The 22,152-nt window shown below is 51.0% G+C and carries 18 protein-coding genes; 6 read left to right on the forward strand and 12 right to left on the reverse strand.

Annotated elements, in window-relative coordinates:
- From paaG to paaA, 7 genes are read right to left on the reverse strand one after another with little or no spacing between them, the layout of a single operon-like run.
- Window positions 1-789, reverse strand: coding sequence for a 2-(1,2-epoxy-1,2-dihydrophenyl)acetyl-CoA isomerase PaaG (gene paaG / locus ACJHYD_RS14340; RefSeq protein WP_001551075.1), 789 nt, complete (start codon window positions 787-789; stop codon window positions 1-3).
- On the reverse strand, window positions 789-1,556 hold the full coding sequence (gene paaF, locus ACJHYD_RS14345) for a 2,3-dehydroadipyl-CoA hydratase PaaF (RefSeq protein WP_001551074.1): 768 nt from the start codon (window positions 1,554-1,556) through the stop codon (window positions 789-791). The genes paaG and paaF overlap by 1 nt, the downstream gene beginning before the upstream one ends.
- Window positions 1,553-2,623, reverse strand: a complete 1,071-nt coding sequence (paaE, locus tag ACJHYD_RS14350; RefSeq protein WP_001551073.1) for a 1,2-phenylacetyl-CoA epoxidase subunit PaaE — start codon at window positions 2,621-2,623, stop codon at window positions 1,553-1,555. The genes paaF and paaE overlap by 4 nt, the downstream gene beginning before the upstream one ends.
- A 7-nt stretch (window positions 2,624-2,630) precedes the next feature.
- Entirely contained in the window at window positions 2,631-3,128 is a 498-nt protein-coding gene (paaD, locus tag ACJHYD_RS14355; protein WP_001189203.1) for a 1,2-phenylacetyl-CoA epoxidase subunit PaaD, read from the reverse strand.
- 14 nt (window positions 3,129-3,142) lie between these two features.
- A complete protein-coding gene (paaC, locus tag ACJHYD_RS14360; RefSeq protein ID WP_001551072.1) occupies window positions 3,143-3,889 on the reverse strand; it encodes a 1,2-phenylacetyl-CoA epoxidase subunit PaaC in 747 nt (248 codons plus the stop codon).
- Window positions 3,890-3,897: 8 nt separating this feature from the next.
- Entirely contained in the window at window positions 3,898-4,185 is a 288-nt protein-coding gene (gene paaB, locus ACJHYD_RS14365; protein WP_000073393.1) for a 1,2-phenylacetyl-CoA epoxidase subunit PaaB, read from the reverse strand.
- A gap of 11 nt (window positions 4,186-4,196) precedes the next feature.
- Entirely contained in the window at window positions 4,197-5,126 is a 930-nt protein-coding gene (gene paaA, locus ACJHYD_RS14370) for a 1,2-phenylacetyl-CoA epoxidase subunit PaaA (RefSeq protein WP_000191071.1), read from the reverse strand.
- Between the two features lie 284 nt (window positions 5,127-5,410).
- Between paaA and paaZ the strand changes: the two genes are divergently transcribed.
- Complete coding sequence (gene paaZ / locus ACJHYD_RS14375; protein WP_001551071.1) at window positions 5,411-7,456, forward strand: phenylacetic acid degradation bifunctional protein PaaZ; 2,046 nt, start codon at window positions 5,411-5,413, stop codon at window positions 7,454-7,456.
- Between the two features lie 247 nt (window positions 7,457-7,703).
- A complete protein-coding gene (gene tynA / locus ACJHYD_RS14380) occupies window positions 7,704-9,977 on the forward strand; it encodes a primary-amine oxidase (protein WP_000535436.1) in 2,274 nt (757 codons plus the stop codon).
- 58 nt (window positions 9,978-10,035) lie between these two features.
- On the opposite strand, the gene feaB is transcribed toward tynA, so the two are convergent.
- Window positions 10,036-11,535 carry a phenylacetaldehyde dehydrogenase gene (feaB, locus tag ACJHYD_RS14385; protein WP_001551070.1) on the reverse strand — a complete coding sequence of 500 codons (1,500 nt, stop codon included), beginning with the start codon at window positions 11,533-11,535 and terminating at the stop codon, window positions 10,036-10,038.
- Between the two features lie 235 nt (window positions 11,536-11,770).
- Here feaB and feaR point away from each other — a divergent pair, with 235 nt between their 5' ends.
- Window positions 11,771-12,676 carry a transcriptional regulator FeaR gene (gene feaR, locus ACJHYD_RS14390; protein WP_001067519.1) on the forward strand — a complete coding sequence of 302 codons (906 nt, stop codon included), beginning with the start codon at window positions 11,771-11,773 and terminating at the stop codon, window positions 12,674-12,676.
- A gap of 171 nt (window positions 12,677-12,847) precedes the next feature.
- On the opposite strand, the gene ACJHYD_RS14395 is transcribed toward feaR, so the two are convergent.
- Genes ACJHYD_RS14395 through ACJHYD_RS14405 form a run of 3 tightly spaced genes read right to left on the reverse strand, consistent with a single transcriptional unit; the run spans window position 12,848 to window position 16,003 of the window.
- The gene (locus ACJHYD_RS14395; RefSeq protein ID WP_001306533.1) at window positions 12,848-13,174 is read right to left on the reverse strand and encodes a YdbL family protein; all 327 of its coding nucleotides are present in this window, start codon (window positions 13,172-13,174) and stop codon (window positions 12,848-12,850) included.
- 7 nt (window positions 13,175-13,181) lie between these two features.
- Window positions 13,182-13,367, reverse strand: coding sequence for a YnbE family lipoprotein (locus tag ACJHYD_RS14400; protein WP_000698145.1), 186 nt, complete (start codon window positions 13,365-13,367; stop codon window positions 13,182-13,184).
- On the reverse strand, window positions 13,364-16,003 hold the full coding sequence (locus tag ACJHYD_RS14405; protein ID WP_069903888.1) for a YdbH family protein: 2,640 nt from the start codon (window positions 16,001-16,003) through the stop codon (window positions 13,364-13,366). The genes ACJHYD_RS14400 and ACJHYD_RS14405 overlap by 4 nt, the downstream gene beginning before the upstream one ends.
- 207 nt (window positions 16,004-16,210) lie before the next feature.
- Between ACJHYD_RS14405 and ldhA the strand changes: the two genes are divergently transcribed.
- Entirely contained in the window at window positions 16,211-17,200 is a 990-nt protein-coding gene (gene ldhA / locus ACJHYD_RS14410) for a D-lactate dehydrogenase (RefSeq protein WP_000762229.1), read from the forward strand.
- Between the two features lie 110 nt (window positions 17,201-17,310).
- A complete protein-coding gene (gene hslJ / locus ACJHYD_RS14415) occupies window positions 17,311-17,733 on the forward strand; it encodes a heat shock protein HslJ (RefSeq protein WP_001523197.1) in 423 nt (140 codons plus the stop codon).
- Here hslJ and ACJHYD_RS14420 read toward each other — a convergent pair.
- Window positions 17,730-17,996 carry a DUF333 domain-containing protein gene (locus ACJHYD_RS14420; RefSeq protein WP_001295715.1) on the reverse strand — a complete coding sequence of 89 codons (267 nt, stop codon included), beginning with the start codon at window positions 17,994-17,996 and terminating at the stop codon, window positions 17,730-17,732. The genes hslJ and ACJHYD_RS14420 overlap by 4 nt on opposite strands.
- A gap of 273 nt (window positions 17,997-18,269) precedes the next feature.
- Here ACJHYD_RS14420 and nifJ point away from each other — a divergent pair, with 273 nt between their 5' ends.
- The gene (nifJ, locus tag ACJHYD_RS14425) at window positions 18,270-21,794 is read left to right on the forward strand and encodes a pyruvate:ferredoxin (flavodoxin) oxidoreductase (RefSeq protein WP_109553688.1); all 3,525 of its coding nucleotides are present in this window, start codon (window positions 18,270-18,272) and stop codon (window positions 21,792-21,794) included.
- Window positions 21,795-22,152: the final 358 nt, after the last annotated feature.

Here is a 22,152-nt window from a genome sequence, read left to right on the forward strand (position 1 = left end):
CTATTTCCCCGTGAACTGCGGTGAGCGTTTAGCCAGGAACGCACTGACACCTTCACGATAATCTGCGCTCCGTCCGGCAAGTCGCTGATAGTCACGTTCCAGATCCAGTTGCGTATCAAGCGTATTGGTTTCAGCGCTATTTATCGCTTGCTTGATAAGTCCAAGACCAAATGTCGGTTGTGTCGCCAGATGCCGTGCCAGCTGTTGCGCGGTATCTGCCAGCGTTTCATCATCAACAACCTGCCAGATCATCCCCCATTCGTGCGCCTGTTCAGCACTCAGTTGATTCCCCAGCAGTGCCAGCCCCATGGCGCGCGCTCGTCCGGCAACGCGTGGCAGTAACCAGGTACCACCGCAATCGGGTACCAAACCTAACTTACTAAACGCCATGACGAATTTTGCTGAACGGGCAGCAATAACGATATCGCACCCCAGTGCCAGTGTTGCGCCTGCCCCTGCAGCCACGCCATTAACTGCACAGATCACCGGTTTTGGCAGTTTTGCCAGGCGACGTACCAGTGGGTTATAGAAACGCTCCACTGACATACCTAAATCCGGTGCGGGGCCTGTGGGATCAACGTTACGATCGTTAAGATCCTGACCAGCACAAAATCCACGTCCGGCACCTGTAATTAACAAGCAACGGATAGTGTCGTCGCGCTCGACCTGTTTCAGGCACTCTGCCAGTTGTGCGTGCATCTCATCATTAAAACTGTTCAGGCGTTCCGGGCGGTTGAGCGTTAGTGTCATCACGCCCTTTTCTACATGACTGAGGATGAATTCCATCATTAGCGTCCTTTAAAGTCGGGCGTGCGTTTTTGTAAGAAAGCGGAGATGCCTTCATGACGATCTTCTGTTGCCGCCAGCAAGGTGAATAACTGTCGCTCCTGGGCAAGTCCGGCTTGCAAAGCCACTTCCTGCGACTGGCGCAGCGCTTGCTTTGCCGCTTGTAAGGCCAGCGGCGAGTGACGTGCCATTTTCGACGCCAGCTGTAAGGCGTATTCGAGGGTTAAATCGCTGGGGAAGACGTCGCTAACCAGCCCGGCCTGCTGTGCTTGCTGAGCGGTGATACTTTCTCCGCTCAGCACCATTTTGCTGGCTAACGATTTACCGACACTACGGATTAAACGTTGCGTTCCGCCTGCGCCAGGCATGATGCCGAGAGTGATTTCCGGCAACCCAAAACGCGCGTTCTCTCCGGCAACCACCACATCGCACAACAATGCCAGTTCGCAACCCGCACCAAGCGCGTAACCGTTGACGGCTGCGATGAGTGGTTTGTTAAAGGCCTGCAATCGCGCCCATAGCTGCGGACGTGTATCGTTTAAGGTGGCCGCGAGATCTTTTTCTGCCATTTCGTTGAGATCGGCCCCAGCGGCAAAAAAGCGTGCATTACCGGTAATCACACAGACCGAAATGCTGGGATCGATAGCCGCAGCTTCCAGCTCATTTACCAGTTGCGTCAGCAGGACATTATTCAGCGCATTACGTGCGGCAGGACGGTTAAGGGTCAGCAACAATACTCGTTGCTGACGGCTGACGATCAGTTCGCTCATGCCATCCCCTTCGCGTCAAAGTCAACCACCACATCGCTGGTCAGCGGCAGTGCCTGGCAACTCAACACATAGCCTGCAGCCAGTTCATCCGGTTCCAGACTGTAATTGGTTTCCATCGCCACTTTGCCACGCAGCACTTTGCATTTGCAGGTCGCACAGACGCCGCCTTTGCAGGCATAGGGCAGATCAGCCCCCTGGCGCAATGCCGCATCGAGAATGCTTTCATCGTCGGCATTAAGCACGATTTCCCGATCCCGCCCATCCTGACGCACAGTCACTTTTTGTCCGTCACTTTGCACGTTAACGTTACGTTTGACGCGCGTGCCAGCCGTATTAAACCGCTCCAGATGAATCGCTTTTTCTGGCATTCCCAGTGCTTTTAAGGCAGCTTCCGCGTCATCCATCATCGCCGCCGGACCACAAATAAACGCCTCATCATAAAGACGAAAATTAATGAGCGAGGCCCCAAGTGACTGTAATTTTTCACCGTCAATACGCCCGTGAAGCAGATCGCTGTCGAGAGTTTCCTGACTGAAAATGCACAACAACTGTAAACGCTGAGGATATTTGTCTTTCAGGTCTGCCAGTGCCTGGCGAAACATCATGCTCTGGCTGGTACGGTTACCGTAAATCAGAGTGAACTGACTTTCAGGCTCGGTTTGTAAAGTGGTGGCGATAATCGCCAGCATTGGCGTAATACCCGATCCTGCTGCAATAGCCAGATAGCGGCCCTGGCGTTCGGCCTGTGGCTGATAGCCGAAATGCCCCTGCGGCACCATGACTTCCAGCGTCATCCCCTGGCGGATGTGTTCGCGGGCATAGCGGGAGAAACGTCCGCCTTCAATGGCTTTCACCGCCACACTAATTTCGCCAGGCAGGTAGCTACGGCAAATGGAGTAACAACGGCGTAATTCTTCACCATTAAGGCTGGCTTTTAAGGTCAAATGTTGACCGGGACGAAAGCGATACGCCTCCTGCAAAGGCTGGGGTACCGCAAAGGTAATGGTTACCGCATCACGGGTTTCTGGCTCCACTTTTGCCACCGTTAAGGAATGAAACGTTGTCATGGCATCCTCAAATACATTTGAAATAATCGAAAGGTTCGCGACAGCTATCGCAGCGATACAATGCTTTGCAGGCCGTGGAACCAAATTCACTGATAAGTGTGGTATGGACGCTGGCGCAACGCGGGCAACGTACTTCTGGCGGCAAATGGGCATGGCAACTGTGTCCGGCGGGCGGGCTAATGCCATACTGTCGCAGACGCTCACGGGCATCGGGGGTCATCCAGTCGGTGGTCCACGCCGGGTCGAGTTGCAGCACAACCTGAACGGGGGTAAACCCGTTGGTTGTCATTGCCTCACGTATCGCGCCAATCAAATGTTCCGTTGCCGGACAACCGGAATATGTCGGCGTAAAGCCGATCACCCATCCTTCTCCCATCTGTGTCACATTACGCACCATGCCTAAATCAGTAATGGTCAGCACCGGGATCTCCGGATCCGGGATCTGGCTGAGTAGCGCCCATATCTCATGCACCTGTGGCGGTGCAATGGTGGCCAGACGTTGCATACCCATCTCCTCTGTTACCATTGCTGACCGGGTAAGACACGCTGGAGATACTGCATTTCTGCCACCATGGGTCCAAGGTGTTCGGTATGCAGTCCTTTTTTACCGCCAGTGCGATACGCCTGCTCTTGCGGTACGTTCAATGTGGCTTCGTTGAACCCAGCAAAAACTTCGGCTTCCCACGCTGCGCGTAAAGTGCGTGGGTCAACCGCAATACCCTCTTCACTCAGTGCAATATCAATCTCGTCGGCATCGAACAGTTCGGCGGTAAAACGCCACAACTTGTTGATGGCCTGCTGCATCTTTTGCCCTGATACGTCAGTACCATTGCCCAGTCGCTCCAGCCAGCCACGACTAAAACGCAGGTGATAGCGAGCTTCTTTAATTGCTTTGGCAGAAATCGCCGCCAGTTGCGGCTCGCGGCTTTCCATCAGACGGGTAAAGAGCGCCACATGCCATGCATCGATGAAATACTGACGTGCAATGGTGTCGGCAAAATTGCCGTTTGGTTGTTCAACCAACAATAAGTTGCTGAACTGGCGCTCGTCTCGGGTGAAGGCCAGGGTATCTTCATCGCCTTCTCCCGCTAATTCAGCGGCATACGATAAGAAGTTGCGTGCCTGACCTAATAAATCGAGGCCAATGTTTGCCAGTGCGAGATCGATTTCCAGTTCCGGTGCGTGACCGCACCATTCACCCAACCGCTGGGAGAGCACCAGGCAGTTATCGCCCAGGCGCAAGGTGTAAGCCGTTAACTGATTCATTTCCGACCTCACATGTGCTCAATGCCATCAGGGATGGTGTAAAACGTTGGATGGCGATAGACCTTGCTTTCAGCCGGATCAAAAAATTCACCGCGTTCTTCCGGTTGCGAGGCAACAATTTCACTCGCCTTCACCACCCAAATTGAACATCCTTCGCTACGACGGGTATAAGCATCACGGGCATTTTCCAGTGCCATCCGCTCATCGGCAGCATGTAAACTGCCAACATGGCGGTGTGATAAGCCCTGTTTGCCACGCACGAAAACTTCGTATAACGGCCAGTAAACATTACTCATTTTGAAACTCCTTATGCGACCTTACAGGCATGTTGTTTTTGTGCATGGGCCAGCGCAGCTTCCCGTACCCAGGTACCTTCTTCCCAGGCTTTACGTTTGGCGTCGAGCCGCTCCTGATTACAAATTCCGCGACCGTTTATCACTTCGTTAAACTCCTGCCAGTCGATCTCACCAAAGCGGTAGTGACCGCTTTCAGTATCAAAATGCAGATCCGGGTCAGGAACGGTCATACCGAGCATTTCAACCTGTGGAACGGTGTTATCCACGAAACGCTGGCGGAGTTCGTCGTTGGTGAAACGTTTGATTTTCCAGGCGAGACTTCTGGCGCTGTTTGGCGAGTTATCATCGTTTGGCCCGAACATCATTAAGGCTGGCCACCAGAAACGGTTAATGGCGTCTTGCAACATCTGCTTTTGAGCTTCGCTGCCCTGCGCCAGTGCCATGCAGGCTTCAAACCCCTGACGCTGGTGAAAACTCTCTTCTTTGCAGATTTTCACCATTGCTCTGGCATACGGGCCATAAGAAGTGCGGCATAACGCCACCTGATTGACGATCGCTGCGCCATCCACCAGCCAGCCGATAACACCGATATCAGCCCAACTCAATGTCGGATAATTAAAGATGGAGGAATATTTCATCCGTCCGTCGAGCATTTTTTGGTAGATGTCTTCTCTGGCGCAGCCCAGTGTTTCGGCGGCGCTATAGAGATACAGACCATGACCTGCTTCATCCTGCACTTTGGCCAACAGAATGGCTTTACGCCGTAAGGTTGGTGCGCGAGTGATCCAGTTACCTTCAGGCAACATACCAACAATCTCGGAGTGCGCATGCTGCCCAATCTGGCGGATCAATGTCTTTCGGTAAGCATCGGGCATCCAGTCCTGCGGCTCGATAGCCGTTTCCTGGGCTATCCGTTGCTCAAAGCGTTCTTCTTGGGTCACGTCATCACCTTTACGATTCCAGTTTTCGTGATTCAATCAAAAACACGAATCACATTGTTTTATGAAAGTTACACAGTGGTTAACTAAAATCACAAATTTTGTATATTTGAACTGTGACGGATTTCGCACCCTATTTTTATAAATCATTATTTATCAGTGTATTAATGTTTTTCGCAGTTGCTATACAGATCGCACAGTTAACATTTCGTTAAAAGACCACTTGCTTTTTATGATTCGCGATTTAACTATTAGCAACGGAAATGTGAAACATCTGGAGAGTAGCGATGCAGCAGTTAGCCAGTTTCTTATCCGGTACCTGGCAGTCTGGCCGGGGCCGTAGCCGTTTGATTCACCACGCTATTAGCGGCGAGGCGTTATGGGAAGTGACCAGTGAAGGTCTTGATATGGCGGCTGCCCGCCAGTTTGCCATTGAAAAAGGTGCCCCCGCCCTCCGCGCGATGACCTTTATCGAACGTGCGGCGATGCTTAAAGCGGTCGCTAAACATCTGCTGAGTGAAAAAGAGCGTTTCTATGCTCTTTCTGCACAAACAGGCGCAACGCGGGCAGATAGTTGGGTTGATATTGAAGGCGGTATTGGGACGTTATTTACTTACGCCAGCCTCGGTGGCCGGGAGCTGCCTGACGATACGCTGTGGCCGGAAGATGAATTGATCCCCTTATCGAAAGAAGGTGGATTTGCCGCGCGCCATGTACTGACCTCGAAGTCAGGTGTGGCGGTGCATATTAACGCCTTTAACTTCCCCTGCTGGGGAATGCTGGAAAAGCTGGCACCAACGTGGCTGGGCGGAATGCCAGCCATCATAAAACCAGCTACCGCGACGGCCCAACTGACTCAGGCGATGGTGAAATCAATTGTCGATAGTGGTCTTGTTCCCGAAGGCGCAATTAGTCTGATCTGCGGTAGTGCGGGCGACCTTTTGGATCATCTGGACAGCCAGGATGTGGTGACTTTCACGGGGTCCGCGACGACCGGACAGATGCTGCGAGTTCAGCCAAATATCGTTGCCAAATCTATCCCCTTCACTATGGAAGCTGATTCCCTGAACTGCTGCGTACTGGGCGAAGATGTCACCCCAGATCAACCGGAGTTTGCGCTGTTTATTCGTGAAGTTGTGCGTGAGATGACCACAAAAGCCGGGCAAAAATGTACGGCAATCCGGCGGATTATTGTGCCGCAAGTATTGGTTAATGCTGTCAGTGACGCTCTGGTTGCGCGATTACAGAAAGTCGTGGTCGGTGATCCTGCGCAGGAAGGCGTGAAAATGGGCGCACTGGTAAATGCTGAGCAGCGTGCCGATGTGCAGGAAAAAGTGAACACATTGCTGGCTGCAGGATGCGAGATTCGCCTCGGTGGTCAGGCGGATTTATCTGCTGCGGGTGCCTTCTTCCCGCCAACCTTATTGTACTGTCCGCAGCCGGATGAAACACCGGCGGTACATGCAACAGAAGCCTTTGGCCCTGTCGCAACGCTAATGCCAGCACAAAACCAACAACATGCTCTGCAACTGGCTTGTGCAGGCGGCGGTAGCCTTGCGGGAACGCTGGTGACGGCTGATCCGCAAATAGCGCGTCAGTTTATTGCCGACGCGGCACGTACGCATGGGCGAATTCAGATCCTCAATGAAGAATCGGCAAAAGAATCCACCGGGCATGGCTCCCCACTGCCACAACTGGTACATGGTGGGCCTGGTCGCGCAGGAGGCGGTGAAGAATTAGGTGGTTTACGGGCGGTGAAACATTACATGCAGCGAACCGCTGTTCAGGGTAGTCCGACGATGCTTGCCGCTATCAGTAAACAGTGGGTGCGTGGTGCGAAAGTCGAAGAAGATCGTATTCATCCGTTCCGCAAATATTTTGAGGAGCTGCAACCAGGCGACAGCCTGTTGACTCCCCGCCGCACAATGACAGAGGCCGATATTGTGAACTTTGCTTGCCTCAGCGGCGATCATTTCTATGCACATATGGATAAGATTGCTGCTGCCGAATCTATTTTTGGTGAGCGTGTAGTACATGGGTATTTTGTGCTTTCTGCGGCTGCGGGTCTGTTTGTCGATGCCGGAGTTGGTCCGGTCATTGCTAACTACGGGCTGGAAAACTTGCGTTTTATCGAACCCGTAAAACCAGGCGATACCATCCAGGTGCGTCTCACCTGTAAGCGCAAGACGCTGAAAAAACAGCGTAGCGCAGAAGAAAAACCAACAGGTGTAGTAGAATGGTCGGTAGAGGTATTCAATCAGCATCAAACCCCGGTGGCGCTGTATTCAATTCTGACGCTGGTGGCCAGGCAGCACGGTGATTTTGTCGATTAATCGGTCAATGAAGGGCAACGGCGAATAGTTGCCCTTTTATTTCACCAAATTTTGTGACGTTGTCACATTATGCATGATGTGTATCTGTATTTTCAGGGCACTCACTGTATGAAAAGCTGGCACACCTGCCAAACAACCTGGCAGGTGCAGGCAATCCCCTTTACATCAGTACTGATAATGTGAACCTGACTAAACCGCCCACAGAGCGCGGTTGCTAACAAGAACACAACATCTGACGAGGTTAATAATGGGAAGCCCCTCTCTGTATTCTGCCCGTAAAACAGCCCTGGCGTTGGCAGTCGCCTTAAGTTTCGCCTGGCAAGCGCCGGTATTTGCCCACGGTGGTGAAGCGCATATGGTGCCAATGGATAAAACGCTTAAAGAATTTGGTGCCGATGTGCAGTGGGACGACTACGCCCAGATCTTTACCCTGATTAAAGATGGCGCGTACGTGAAAGTGAAGCCTGGTGCGCAAACAGCAATTGTTAATGGTCAGCCTCTGGCACTGCAAGTCCCGGTAGTGATGAAAGACAATAAAGCCTGGGTTTCTGACACCTTTATTAACGATGTTTTCCAGTCCGGGCTGGATCAAACCTTTCAGGTAGAAAAGCGCCCTCACCCACTTAATGCGCTAACTGCGGACGAAATTAAACAGGCCGTTGAAATTGTTAAAGCTTCCGCGGACTTCAAACCCAATACCCGTTTTACTGAGATCTCCCTGCTACCGCCAGATAAAGAGGCTGTCTGGGCGTTTGCGCTGGAAAACAAACCGGTTGACCAGCCGCGCAAAGCCGACGTCATTATGCTCGACGGCAAACATATCATCGAAGCGGTAGTGGATCTGCAAAACAACAAATTGCTATCCTGGCAACCCATTAAAGACGCCCACGGAATGGTGTTGCTGGATGATTTCGCCAGTGTGCAGAACATTATTAACAACAGTGAAGAATTTGCCGCTGCCGTGAAGAAGCGCGGTATTACTGATACGAAGAAAGTGATTACCACGCCGCTGACCGTAGGTTATTTCGATGGTAAAGATGGCCTGAAACAAGATGCCCGGTTGCTCAAAGTCATCAGCTATCTTGATGTCGGTGATGGCAACTACTGGGCACATCCCATCGAAAACCTGGTGGCGGTCGTTGATTTAGAACAGAAAAAAATCGTTAAGATTGAAGAAGGTCCGGTAGTTCCGGTGCCAATGACCGCACGCCCATTTGATGGCCGTGACCGTGTTGCTCCGGCAGTTAAGCCTATGCAAATCATCGAGCCTGAAGGTAAAAATTACACCATTACTGGCGATATGATTCACTGGCGTAACTGGGATTTTCACCTCAGCATGAATTCTCGCGTCGGGCCGATGATCTCCACCGTGACTTATAACGACAATGGCACCAAACGCAAAGTCATGTACGAAGGTTCTCTCGGCGGCATGATTGTACCTTACGGTGATCCTGATATTGGCTGGTACTTTAAAGCGTATCTGGACTCTGGTGACTACGGTATGGGCACGCTAACCTCGCCAATTGCCCGTGGTAAAGATGCACCGTCTAACGCAGTGCTCCTTAATGAAACCATTGCCGACTACACTGGCGTGCCGATGGAGATCCCTCGCGCTATCGCGGTATTTGAACGTTATGCCGGGCCTGAGTATAAGCATCAGGAAATGGGCCAGCCCAACGTCAGTACCGAACGCCGGGAGTTGGTGGTGCGCTGGATCAGTACAGTGGGTAACTATGACTACATTTTTGACTGGATCTTCCATGAAAACGGCACTATTGGCATTGATGCCGGTGCTACGGGCATCGAAGCGGTGAAAGGTGTTAAAGCGAAAACCATGCACGATGAGACGGCGAAAGATGACACGCGCTACGGCACGCTTATCGATCACAATATCGTGGGTACTACACACCAGCATATTTATAATTTCCGCCTCGATCTGGATGTAGATGGCGAGAATAACAGCCTGGTGGCGATGGACCCGGTGGTAAAACCGAATACTGCCGGTGGCCCACGCACCAGTACCATGCAAGTTAATCAGTACAACATCGGCAATGAACAGGATGCCGCGCAGAAGTTTGATCCGGGCACGATTCGTCTGTTGAGTAACCCGAACAAAGAGAACCGCATGGGCAATCCAGTTTCCTATCAAATTATTCCTTATGCAGGTGGTACTCACCCGGTAGCAAAAGGTGCCCAGTTCGCCCCGGACGAGTGGATCTATCATCGTTTAAGCTTTATGGACAAGCAGCTTTGGGTAACGCGTTATCACCCTGGCGAGCGTTTCCCGGAAGGCAAATATCCGAACCGTTCCTCTCATGACACCGGTCTTGGACAATACAGTAAGGATAACGAGTCGCTGGACAACACCGACGCCGTTATCTGGATGACTACCGGCACCACACATGTGGCCCGTGCCGAAGAGTGGCCGATTATGCCGACCGAATGGGTACATACTCTGCTTAAACCATGGAACTTCTTTGACGAAACGCCAACGCTAGGGGCGATAAAGAAAGATAAGTGATTGTTTCAGACTAAAAAAACGGCACCTGGTGCCGTTTTTTACTTATGCGCGAACCAGATTAATACCGTACACACACCGACTTGGTTTCACACCAACCGTCCAGCCAGTCCGGGCCAAAATCACGGCCTGTTCCTGACTGCTTCATCCCACCAAACGGTAAGTTAGCGTCAATTAAGGTATGACTGTTTACCCACACCGTACCTGCCTGTAAGCGATCGCTATATTCCAGAGCCTGGGAGAGATTTTGCGTCCAGACGCTGGCAGTTAAGCCATATTCCGTGTCGTTTGCCAGTTGTAACGCCTCTTCTCCATCCGCTACACGCACCAGGTTAACCACCGGACCAAACACCTCTTCACGAGTTAAGCGCAATTTAGCATTGGGATTTACCACCAGCGTTGGCGCAACATAATATCCCTCTCCGGCAGGTCCACTCGCCCCGCGAATCAGCTCTGCTTGCTGTGCCTGCGCATCGTCAAGGAATGAACGCACTTTGTCGCAATGCGCACGAGAAACCAAAGGGTTAATCTGTGCAACAGGTGACATCCCCGGTCCCACTTGCAACGATTTTACCGCCTGCTCAAATCCACTAACCAGCGTGTCAAACAACGGCGCTTCAATATAAATTCGCGAACTGGCGGCGCATACTTGCCCCTGATTCAGGAAACTTCCGGTCATCAAGCCTTCAATAACCCATTGCGGATCAGCATCTTTTAATACAATTGCCGGGTTTTTACCGCCCAGTTCCAGCGTTACACGCGTCAAGCGATCAGCAGCAGTTCTGGCAATACCTTTGCCCGTCGCGGTTGAACCGGTAAAACTGATTTTCGCAACATGAGGATGTGACGTCAGGGCCGCGCCGCATACAGAACCTGACCCGGTGACCACATTAAAAACGCCATCAGGAATACCTGCCTCGCTGGCCAGTTCCGCCACGCGCAACATAGTCAGTGGCGTGGTTTCCGATGGCTTAATCACGATTGAACAGCCTGCTGCCAGTGCTGGCATCACCTTCCACATGCCAATCATCAACGGAAAGTTCCATGGCACAATTCCCGCTACCACGCCAACCGGCTCTTTACGCGTCCAGGCCTGATAACGCGCCCCCTGGGGTAAGGGAATCGACAAGTCCAGCGTTTTACCCGCGATTTTGGTCGTTAACCCGGCGGTATAACGCATCCAGTTCAGCGTACAGCCCACTTCAAAAGCACGGGAAATAGCAATTGACTTACCTTGCTCCAGGGTTTCCAGCTGTGCCAGCTCCTCACCGTGCTGTTCCACCAGATCGGCAAAACGTAGCAGGATACGTTCACGCTCTGCGGGTAATCGCCCGGCCCAGCGACGCGAGACAAAGGCCCGCCAGGCAGACATGACCGCGTTATCTACATCCGCTTCGTTGGCATCAACAGTTGACGCAATTTCTTGCCCGGTGGCCGGATCAAAGATCGCCAACCGTTTTTCACTTTGTGCGGGGCCAGGACGACCATCAATATAAAGACCGTGTTGACGATCGAGAAACTGTTGGACCTGGCTTAATACTGCTACATGCGGCTCTGTCATCACTTTTCCTTATTATTTACCCAGTGTGATTTCAGTGTACGCAGCGACAAGAAAAGTCACTTTTTTCGCTGTGACATTCGCTTTGTCAGCTGTGACAAGCTCCGCAAATCGTGACAGTAACCGCTTATGTCTCTATGCCTGACAAGACTTATTTCCTATAGTCAGGCTCATTAGCTTCGTTTATTGCAACACAAATGCAACAATAAAAATACATTTCACAGAGCGAAAACGTGCCATGAACCCCGCAGTGGATAATGAGTTTCAGCAATGGCTTTCCCAAATCAATCAGGTATGCGGAAATTTTACCGGACGCCTGCTGACTGAGCGTTACACGGGTGTACTGGACACGCATTTTGCCAAAGGACTAAAGCTGAGTACCGTGACAACCAGCGGGGTGAATTTATCCCGCACCTGGCAGGAAGTAAAAGGCAGCGACGATGCCTGGTTTTACACCGTTTTTCAGCTTAGTGGTCAGGCAATAATGGAGCAGGATGAGCGTCAGGTGCAGATTGGCGCTGGCGATATTACGTTACTCGATGCCTCACGCCCCTGTTCGCTTTACTGGCAGGAGTCTTCTAAACAGATTTCATTACTTTTACCACGCACTCTGCTGGAACAATATTTTCCCCATCAAAAACCTGTCTGCGCAGAAAGACTGGACGCTGACTTACCTATGGTGCAACTCAGTCATCGCCTGTTGCAGGAGAGCATGAATAACCCGGCACTTTCTGAAACAGAAAGTGAAGCTGCGCTACAGGCGATGGTGTGTCTGCTTCGCCCGGTACTTCATCAGCGGGAATCTGTTCAACCTCGCCGTGAACGTCAGTTTCAAAAAGTGGTTACGTTGATAGACGATAATATTCGCGAAGAGATATTACGCCCGGAGTGGATAGCCGGAGAGACAGGTATGTCAGTACGTAGTTTGTACCGAATGTTTGCCGATAAAGGTTTGGTGGTCGCGCAATATATTCGTAACCGTCGTCTCGATTTTTGTGCTGATGCGATTCGCCATGCCGCAGATGATGAAAAACTGGCAGGTATTGGCTTTCATTGGGGATTTTCCGATCAGAGTCATTTTTCAACGGTATTTAAGCAACGCTTTGGGATGACGCCAGGCGAGTATCGACGTAAATTCCGCTAACTAATTCGCGTTGCATGTACAGCAACGCGAATTAGTTAAAACAGATATTTGACTATGCATTTTTCAGGGCGAAAGGCAATTTGACAGGAATTTTTGAATATTCACCTTGTTTCCGGAAAATAGAATAATCGCCTTCTCCTGTAGCGTTATCCCGATATTGCGGTTTTGCTATTAAAATTTTCGCACCCATTTACCGTTTATCCCTTGTACATATTCCCCCGGTTTAGCCCGAGCTACGAGCTTTTGCCCGGCGAGTTTCGCGATATCATCTACCGAGACATTATTTTGCTTTGCCAGTTGTTGGTAACTCGCTTTACGTTCGGCATTAATGTCGTTTACTAATTTCTCTGTTTCAGCATCTGTTTTCAGCGCAACCAGATAACCATAAAATGTTTCACCTACCCGCCCCTGAGTTCTGGCTTCATCCAGAGTCAATGCCATTACATTGCTGCTTACCAGCCCAACAAGAAACGCACAAAGAAGTAATGTTTTCTTCATCATCGCCTCAGAAAAGATCGCTACGAGTTTCAAGCAGCTCTTCGACATCTTTGTCTGCCTTGATGATGATCTCATGCTCAATTTTAACGTTCATATTGATAGTGATCGGTTCCTTAGGTGCAGCGACTTCAATGCGAGGCGTACAGCCAACCAGCATAAAAGATGACGTCAACGCAGCCAGTAAAATTTTCATTGTTTTTCCTCACACTTTTTTCCTTGCGGACAGTCATTTCCCGGCAGACGTGCGTTCTGCTCCAACCATGCCTGGAGATTATCGCCAAAGCGTAAACTGCGCCACAGCGTAAAAATATTCTCTTCATGATGGTAATTAAGGTTTACCGTACCGCTTTTACCATCAACGCGACTGGTACCTGTAATGTTGGCCTGCATGGTTAATAAACCGAGATTATCTAAATTAATATTTGTCGATGAACGGCTAATTTCCATATAGCGCAACCAGTTAATTGCTGAACCCGCAGTCATATTGTCTTTCACCACCGCATCTGCGGTGTCTTTATCCAGCCGCAAGGTCATTGGCCCGCTATTTGCCAGCCAGCCATCTTTCACTATCCATTTTTCGTTGTTTAGCCATAACGGCAATGCACCACTAAATGCCCCGGACATGGCGAATTGTTTCGGATTGACGGCGCTAACCAGTTCGCTGGATGAGAGATTATTCAGCCGCAACAGCGCCGGGTCATGTTGCGGCATACGTAATTGTTTCATCACCACGTTACCGCCTAACACATCGACGCTAACATCAGTCAACAGCAATGGTTCTTCTTCTGTCCACGGATAGCGCCCTTGCAAATCAGCCGTAATATTTTTCGCTGTCACCAGATTAATCACTTCGGCAATTCGCAACGTAACGGGGCCGCGAGTCCCCAGATGCCAGGCTCCATCGGCAAAACGGAAAGGCAGGACAAAATCGACACCGTTAACCTGATTATCTGGCATCCAGGCACTACCGCCTTTCAACACACCGTGCCCTCCCGCGCGGAATCCTTGTTCAGGCGCAGCAGAAAATGCGACCTGAGCATACAGTTCGCCATCGCGTAAGTTCATCTTCCAGTCGGGTGGCACCAGCGGCTGGAATACGGTCAGTGATTGTTTAGGCCACCAGGCGTTACCGCGCAGACGAATACCGTCCCAGCGACCATTTACCCGAACCGGGCCAATCTCACCAGCATGTAAATCGCCTTTAAAGAGGAAATACGTCGGATCGCGTCCATCGACGCTAAATTTTAACGTTGATGGCGGTAACACACTGCCGCCAGTGAACAGCGTTTGCCCGGCGTCCAGTGACAGCGCGCCGCTGAAGGAGGGATGCTGTGCGTCACGTACCCAGACGACGGGCTTGTCGAGAATTAATCGCGGCTTTTCTACCGTCATCGTACCGTATTGTAACTGGTCGAAACCGGTGGAGAGATCGGTCAGCGTAATCGTGCTGTCATGCCACTCACCCTTTCCTGCGACATCCCAGGTGGCATTCATCGGTGTAAAACTGCCTTTTCCCCAGTAGCGCCACTGCCAGCGGCCAGCGTCAGGGAGAAAATCATTCGCCAGTCCATCCATATGCAGCACGAAATCGCCCAGTTCATTTTCATGCGCCTGCAAAATGGCCTGCAAACGTCCGTCAACACCACGTTGGGTGACTTTTACACCCGCTAAAGGCCAGCGGATTTCATCGATGTCCAGCGAATCGATGACTCTTCCCTTCGAACGTAATAACGCACCTGGCTCAAAGGCCAACGTTGGGTCAGTCAGACTTCCGCTTAGCTGCGCAGGTAAACGGGCATATAAAATGAGGTCCGCCTGTTTCGCTTCACCGGTCAGTTGCAGAGGCAGCTGGCTGTTATCCATGCTTAATTTTCCTGGGCCAAAATTAAGCACCGCGTTGCCCTTACCCGCTTGCCCCTGGGTCAGCACACTCAGTCGTCCGCTGACCAGAGCGTTCTCAAGCCCTGCCTGCCAGTTGTCGACTTTAACACCCAGTCGGCCACTCAAAGGAAAACCTGCATACGGCCAGCTCCAGCGACCATCGCTTACGGTCAATTGTTGACGAGTAATTTGCCACGGCAGATCGAGCAACGGATCGCCGTTATCCCGTGCCACCACAATCAATTGCCCGCTATTTTCCTGCCAGTCCAGCTCGGCATCCACCAGTGAAGGCTCCTGCGACAAGTTTAACGTCGCAGTAGCATGACCACTTACAGGAAGTCCATCCGGCACTAGCGGCATAGTAAATTCCCCCACCAGTTTTACCGGCGGCTGATTTTCAAACGCGACGACATCCAGTTCGCTGACTGTAAGTTGTTGCCCTTTCAGCTGGCCTTGAAATTTAACTTTTTCGCCCTGATAACGCAGTTGCTGGATATCGGAGGTTAATGCGAGAGAGAGTTTTCCCTGCCACTCCTGCCAGGGAGAAAAAATCAGTTTATCGATATTGATCCAGGTGTTAGGCAACATGGCCTGCCACTGCGCGAGGGTTTTTGGAGCGGCAAGCGATTGCTCCGTCTGCGGCAATTTCGCCAGACAAGCAGAATCAAATTCTACCGTGCCGACGTTCAATAACCAGCGGCTGGGATGTGAAAGGCTGGCGTTGGTGATATGCGCAAGCTGACAATCTCCCACCAGATAACGGAGATCGGGAATGATTAAACCTTTACGCGTAATGCGTGGGCTTTCATCTAATGCAATACGTGTCCCGAGCGGTAGCCAGATGCCCGCCAGCGTGGGAACCCACAAGCCGAGCGTCATCAGCAGCGTCAACGGCACAAGAATAATCAGTAATAACAGCGCGAGAACGGCTTTATATTTACCCAGCATGGGTAGTTAATATCCTGATTTGGCGAAAAATTAAGCATTCAATACGGGTATTGTGGCATGTTTAACCGTTCAGTTGAAGGTTGCGCCTACACTAAGCATAGTTGTTGATGAATTTTTCAATATCGCCATAGCTTTCAATTATATTTGAAATTTTGTAAAATATTTTTAGTAGCTTAAATGTGATTCAACATCACTGGAGAAAGTCTTATGAAACTCGCCGTTTATAGCACAAAACAGTACGACAAGAAGTACCTGCAACAGGTGAACGAGTCCTTTGGCTTTGAGCTGGAATTTTTTGACTTTCTGCTGACGGAAAAAACCGCTAAAACCGCCAATGGCTGCGAAGCGGTATGTATTTTCGTAAACGATGACGGCAGCCGCCCGGTGCTGGAAGAGCTGAAAAAGCACGGCGTTAAATATATCGCCCTGCGCTGTGCCGGTTTTAATAACGTCGACCTTGACGCGGCAAAAGAACTGGGGCTGAAAGTAGTCCGTGTTCCAGCCTATGATCCAGAAGCCGTTGCTGAACACGCCATCGGTATGATGATGACGCTGAACCGCCGTATTCATCGCGCGTATCAGCGTACTCGTGACGCCAACTTCTCTCTGGAAGGTCTGACCGGCTTTACTATGTATGGCAAAACGGCAGGCGTTATCGGTACCGGTAAAATCGGTGTGGCGATGCTGCGCATTCTGAAAGGTTTTGGTATGCGTCTGCTGGCGTTCGATCCGTATCCAAGTGCGGCGGCACTGGAACTCGGTGTGGAGTATGTCGATCTGCCAACCCTGTTCTCTGAATCAGACGTTATCTCTCTGCACTGCCCGCTGACACCGGAAAACTACCATCTGTTGAACGAAGCCGCCTTCGATCAGATGAAAAATGGCGTGATGATCGTCAATACCAGTCGCGGTGCATTGATTGATTCTCAGGCAGCAATTGAAGCGCTGAAAAATCAGAAAATTGGTTCGTTGGGTATGGACGTGTATGAGAACGAACGCGATCTGTTCTTTGAAGATAAATCCAACGACGTAATTCAGGATGACGTATTCCGTCGCCTGTCTGCCTGCCACAACGTGCTGTTTACCGGGCATCAGGCATTCCTGACAGCAGAAGCTCTGACCAGTATTTCTCAGACTACGCTGCAAAACTTAAGCAATCTGGAAAAAGGCGAAACCTGCCCGAACGAACTGGTTTAATCTTGCCGCTCCCCTGCATTCCAGGGGAGCTGATTCAGATAATCCCCAATGACCTTTCATCCTCTATTCTTAAAATAGTCCTGAGTCAGAAACTGTAATTGAGAACCACAATGAAGAAAGTAGCCGCGTTTGTTGCGCTAAGCCTGCTGATGGCGGGATGTGTAAGTAATGACAAAATTGCTGTAACCCCAGAACAGCTACAGCATCATCGCTTTGTGCTGGAAAGCGTAAACGGTAAGCCCGTGACCAGCGATAAAAATCCGCCAGAAATCAGCTTTGGTGAAAAAATGATGATTTCCGGCAGCATGTGTAACCGCTTTAGCGGTGAAGGCAAACTGTCTAATGGTAAACTGACAGCCAAAGGGCTGGCAATGACCCGTATGATGTGCGCTAACCCGCAGCTTAATGAACTCGATAACACCATTAGCGAAATGCTGAAAGAAGGTGCACAAGTGGATCTGACCGCGAACCAGTTAACGCTGGCGACCGCGAAACAGACATTAACTTATAAGCTAGCGGATTTAATGAATTAATAGCTGCCACAGCTCCCGGCGGCAAGTGACTGTTCGCTACAGCGTTTGCCGTTGGGTAATGCACACATCCCAATCGCCGTACCATCCAGTTGACGGGCAACAGAAAGCGAACCGCCGATCATTGCACAATTTGCTTCTCCACTACTGGACATCGACGCTTTTAAACCTGGCGCTACGTGCGCCGCAGTCGCCTGCTGAACAGGTTCACTACTACACGCCGACAACAATAAAGCGGCACACCCTACCCAAAACGCTGCTCGCATCTTTTCTTCCTCTGATCTTCAAGCCAAACGACACCGCCATAAATAATAGGCAGCACAGAGGGCGACGTCGAGAGCTGTCCTGCGCGTTGCCCCGCATTTTTACTTTTTTATGGCTATTTTTTTGCCCTCTGTTTGATCAAAACATTCATTACGCTGATGTGGGGGACACAAAAGCGAAAATGCAGAAGAAAGCCATTTGCTAAAATTGAAGGATTACTACTGGGCGCGCAGCAATTTCGTGCGCCCCTCATTTGCGCAATGTAAGGGTGTCATATGATTACTATTGACGGTAATGGCGCGGTTGCTTCGGTGGCGTTTCGCACCAGTGAAGTTATCGCCATCTACCCTATTACCCCCAGTTCCACGATGGCAGAACAGGCTGATGCCTGGGCCGGAAACGGCTTGAAAAACGTTTGGGGAGACACACCACGCGTGGTTGAAATGCAGTCGGAAGCGGGGGCTATCGCTACCGTGCATGGCGCTTTGCAGACGGGTGCTCTTTCAACATCGTTTACGTCATCGCAGGGTTTGCTGCTGATGATCCCGACGCTGTACAAACTGGCAGGCGAACTCACACCGTTTGTCCTGCATGTAGCGGCACGTACCGTTGCCACACATGCACTCTCTATTTTTGGCGATCATTCCGACGTTATGGCGGTGCGCCAGACGGGTTGCGCGATGTTGTGTGCGGCAAACGTCCAGGAAGCGCAAGACTTTGCTCTCATTTCGCACATCGCGACGCTGAAGAGCCGCGTGCCATTTATTCATTTCTTTGATGGTTTCCGCACGTCCCACGAAATCAATAAAATTGTCCCGCTGGCCGATGACACGATTCTTGAACTGATACCGCAGACAGAAATTGATGCCCACCGCGCCCGCGGGCTGAATCCGGAGCATCCGGTGATTCGCGGTACCTCTGCTAACCCGGACACCTACTTCCAGTCACGTGAAGCCACCAACCCGTGGTACAACGCAGTTTACGACCATGTTGAACAGGCGATGAATGATTTCGCTGCCGCGACAGGTCGTCAGTATCAGCCGTTTGAGTATTACGGGCATCCGCAAGCGGAACGGGTGATTATCCTGATGGGCTCTGCCATTGGCACCTGTGAAGAAGTGGTTGATGAATTGCTAACCCGTGGCGAAAAAGTCGGCGTGCTGAAAGTTCGCCTGTACCGTCCCTTCTCCGCCAAACACTTGCTACAAGCTCTGCCGGGATCCGTACGCAGCGTGGCGGTACTGGACAGAACCAAAGAACCCGGTGCCCAGGCAGAACCGCTCTATCTGGATGTAATGACCGCACTGGCAGAAGCCTTTAATAATGGCGAGCGCGAAACTCTGCCCCGTGTCATTGGTGGGCGCTATGGTCTTTCATCCAAAGAATTTGGCCCGGACTGTGTACTGGCGGTATTTGCCGAGCTCAACGCGGCTAAACCGAAAGCGCGCTTTACGGTTGGTATTTACGATGATGTGACCAATCTGTCACTGCCGTTGCCGGAAAACACCCTGCCAAACTCGGCGAAACTGGAAGCCTTGTTTTATGGCCTTGGTAGTGATGGCAGCGTTTCCGCGACCAAAAACAATATCAAGATTATCGGTAATTCCACGCCGTGGTACGCACAGGGCTATTTTGTTTACGACTCCAAAAAGGCGGGCGGCCTGACAGTTTCTCACCTTCGCGTGAGCGAACAGCCGATTCGTTCCGCTTATCTCATTTCCCAGGCTGATTTTGTTGGCTGCCACCAGTTGCAGTTTATCGACAAATATCAGATGGTTGAGCGTTTAAAACCTGGCGGCATTTTCCTGCTCAACACGCCGTACAGCGCAGATGAAGTGTGGTCGCGCTTGCCGCAGGAAGTTCAGGCCGTGCTAAACCAGAAAACAGCGCGCTTCTATGTGATTAACGCAGCGAAAATCGCCCGCGAATGTGGCCTGGCGGCCCGTATTAATACCGTCATGCAGATGGCTTTTTTCCATCTGACGCAAATTCTGCCTGGCGATAGCGCCCTCGCAGAATTGCAGGGTGCGATTGCCAAAAGTTACAGTAGCAAAGGCCAGGATCTGGTGGAACGCAACTGGCAGGCTCTGGCACTGGCGCGTGAATCCGTAGAAGAAGTTCCGTTGCAGCCGGTTAATCCGCACAGCGCCAATCGACCGCCTGTGGTTTCCGATGCCGCTCCTGATTTCGTGAAAACCGTTACCGCGGCGATGCTCGCCGGGCTTGGTGATGCCCTCCCCGTTTCGGCGCTGCCGCCAGACGGCACCTGGCCGATGGGCACCACACGCTGGGAAAAACGCAATATCGCCGAAGAGATCCCCATCTGGAAAGAGGAACTCTGTACCCAATGTAACCACTGCGTCGCCGCTTGCCCACACTCAGCTATTCGCGCAAAAGTGGTACCGCCTGAAGCGATGGAAAACGCCCCTGCCAGCCTGCATTCGCTGGATGTGAAATCGCGTGATATGCGCGGGCAGAAATATGTCTTGCAGGTGGCACCGGAAGATTGCACCGGCTGTAACCTGTGCGTCGAAGTTTGCCCGGCGAAAGACCGTCAGAATCCAGAGATTAAAGCTATCAATATGATGTCGCGCCTGGAACATGTCGAAGAAGAGAAAATCAATTACGATTTCTTCCTCAACCTCCCAGAAATCGACCGTAGCAAACTGGAACGTATTGATATTCGTACATCGCAGCTGATTACACCGCTGTTTGAATATTCAGGTGCTTGCTCCGGTTGTGGCGAGACGCCGTATATTAAATTGCTGACTCAGCTGTATGGCGACCGGATGTTGATCGCTAATGCCACTGGCTGTTCTTCAATATACGGCGGTAACCTGCCCTCTACACCGTATACCACCGATACCAACGGTCGCGGGCCGGCATGGGCGAACTCGCTGTTTGAAGATAACGCCGAATTTGGCCTTGGTTTCCGCCTGACGGTCGATCAACACCGTGTCCGAGTGCTGCGTCTGCTCGATCAATTTGCCGATAAAATCCCGGCAGAATTACTGACTGCGTTGAAATCAGACGCCACGCCAGAGATTCGTCGAGAACAGGTCGCAGCTTTACGCCAGCAACTCAACGATGTTGCCGAAGCACATGAACTGCTACGTGATGCAGATGCACTGGTGGAAAAATCAATCTGGCTGATTGGTGGTGACGGCTGGGCTTACGATATCGGCTTTGGCGGTCTGGATCATGTATTGAGTTTGACGGAAAACGTCAACATTCTGGTGCTGGATACGCAATGCTATTCCAATACCGGTGGTCAGGCGTCAAAAGCGACACCGCTGGGTGCAGTAACTAAGTTTGGCGAGCACGGCAAACGTAAAGCGCGTAAAGATCTTGGCGTCAGTATGATGATGTACGGCCATGTTTATGTGGCGCAGATTTCTCTCGGCGCGCAGCTGAACCAGACGGTGAAAGCAATTCAGGAAGCGGAAGCGTATCCGGGACCATCGCTGATCATCGCTTATAGCCCGTGTGAAGAGCATGGTTACGATCTGGCTCTCAGCCACGACCAGATGCGCCAACTCACTGCTACCGGCTTCTGGCCGCTATATCGCTTCGATCCTCGTCGTGCCGATGAAGGCAAACTGCCGCTGGCGCTGGATTCACGCCCGCCGTCAGAAGCACTGGAAGAAACGTTACTTCATGAGCAACGTTTCCGTCGTCTGAATTCGCAGCAGCCAGAAGTGGCAGAACAGTTATGGAAAGATGCTGCAGCTGATTTGCAAAAACGCTATGACTTCCTGGCACAAATGGCCGGAAAAGCGGAAAAAAGCAACACCGATTAAATGCACTGGATAAGGATTATCCAATTCTAAAAAAAAGCCCGGACGACTGTTCGGGCTTGTCTCATTATTTGTTGGATAAACAGTAACAAGGGTCCAACAGAAAATAATCTTTGTGACAATAAAGGCATATAACCCGCGAAGAATAACGCATCACTATTTAAATGTATAATTTTTATTTTGTATATGTCGCCAATAATATATTCACCAAACTTATCATCATTTCCGTAGAATTATTTGATTAAGGTTTTACTTAAGGCGTAACAAATGATATTTATCGGCTAACGGAACTTCTCCTTTAGGATGTTTTCACTCCCCAAAATGGGGATGAAAAGGCAAATAAAATAACTAAAGGATTTAT

It is taken from the genome of Escherichia sp. WS1368 (assembly GCF_046487485.1).
GTDB lineage: Bacteria > Pseudomonadota > Gammaproteobacteria > Enterobacterales > Enterobacteriaceae > Escherichia > Escherichia coli.

What these genes read in the sequence shown, in the direction of transcription:
- paaG (WP_001551075.1), bottom strand. Translation starts at nt 789, where the DNA reads ATGATGGAATTCATCCTCAGTCATGTAGAAAAGGGCGTGATGACACTA.
- paaF (WP_001551074.1), bottom strand. Translation starts at nt 1,556, where the DNA reads ATGAGCGAACTGATCGTCAGCCGTCAGCAACGAGTATTGTTGCTGACC.
- paaE (WP_001551073.1), bottom strand. Translation starts at nt 2,623, where the DNA reads ATGACAACGTTTCATTCCTTAACGGTGGCAAAAGTGGAGCCAGAAACC.
- paaD (WP_001189203.1), bottom strand. Translation starts at nt 3,128, where the DNA reads ATGCAACGTCTGGCCACCATTGCACCGCCACAGGTGCATGAGATATGG.
- paaC (WP_001551072.1), bottom strand. Translation starts at nt 3,889, where the DNA reads ATGAATCAGTTAACGGCTTACACCTTGCGCCTGGGCGATAACTGCCTG.
- paaB (WP_000073393.1), bottom strand. Translation starts at nt 4,185, where the DNA reads ATGAGTAATGTTTACTGGCCGTTATACGAAGTTTTCGTGCGTGGCAAA.
- paaZ (WP_001551071.1), top strand. Translation starts at nt 5,411, where the DNA reads ATGCAGCAGTTAGCCAGTTTCTTATCCGGTACCTGGCAGTCTGGCCGG.
- tynA (WP_000535436.1), top strand. Translation starts at nt 7,704, where the DNA reads ATGGGAAGCCCCTCTCTGTATTCTGCCCGTAAAACAGCCCTGGCGTTG.
- feaB (WP_001551070.1), bottom strand. Translation starts at nt 11,535, where the DNA reads ATGACAGAGCCGCATGTAGCAGTATTAAGCCAGGTCCAACAGTTTCTC.
- feaR (WP_001067519.1), top strand. Translation starts at nt 11,771, where the DNA reads ATGAACCCCGCAGTGGATAATGAGTTTCAGCAATGGCTTTCCCAAATC.
- ACJHYD_RS14395 (WP_001306533.1), bottom strand. Translation starts at nt 13,174, where the DNA reads ATGAAGAAAACATTACTTCTTTGTGCGTTTCTTGTTGGGCTGGTAAGC.
- ACJHYD_RS14400 (WP_000698145.1), bottom strand. Translation starts at nt 13,367, where the DNA reads ATGAAAATTTTACTGGCTGCGTTGACGTCATCTTTTATGCTGGTTGGC.
- ACJHYD_RS14405 (WP_069903888.1), bottom strand. Translation starts at nt 16,003, where the DNA reads ATGCTGGGTAAATATAAAGCCGTTCTCGCGCTGTTATTACTGATTATT.
- ldhA (WP_000762229.1), top strand. Translation starts at nt 16,211, where the DNA reads ATGAAACTCGCCGTTTATAGCACAAAACAGTACGACAAGAAGTACCTG.
- hslJ (WP_001523197.1), top strand. Translation starts at nt 17,311, where the DNA reads ATGAAGAAAGTAGCCGCGTTTGTTGCGCTAAGCCTGCTGATGGCGGGA.
- ACJHYD_RS14420 (WP_001295715.1), bottom strand. Translation starts at nt 17,996, where the DNA reads ATGCGAGCAGCGTTTTGGGTAGGGTGTGCCGCTTTATTGTTGTCGGCG.
- nifJ (WP_109553688.1), top strand. Translation starts at nt 18,270, where the DNA reads ATGATTACTATTGACGGTAATGGCGCGGTTGCTTCGGTGGCGTTTCGC.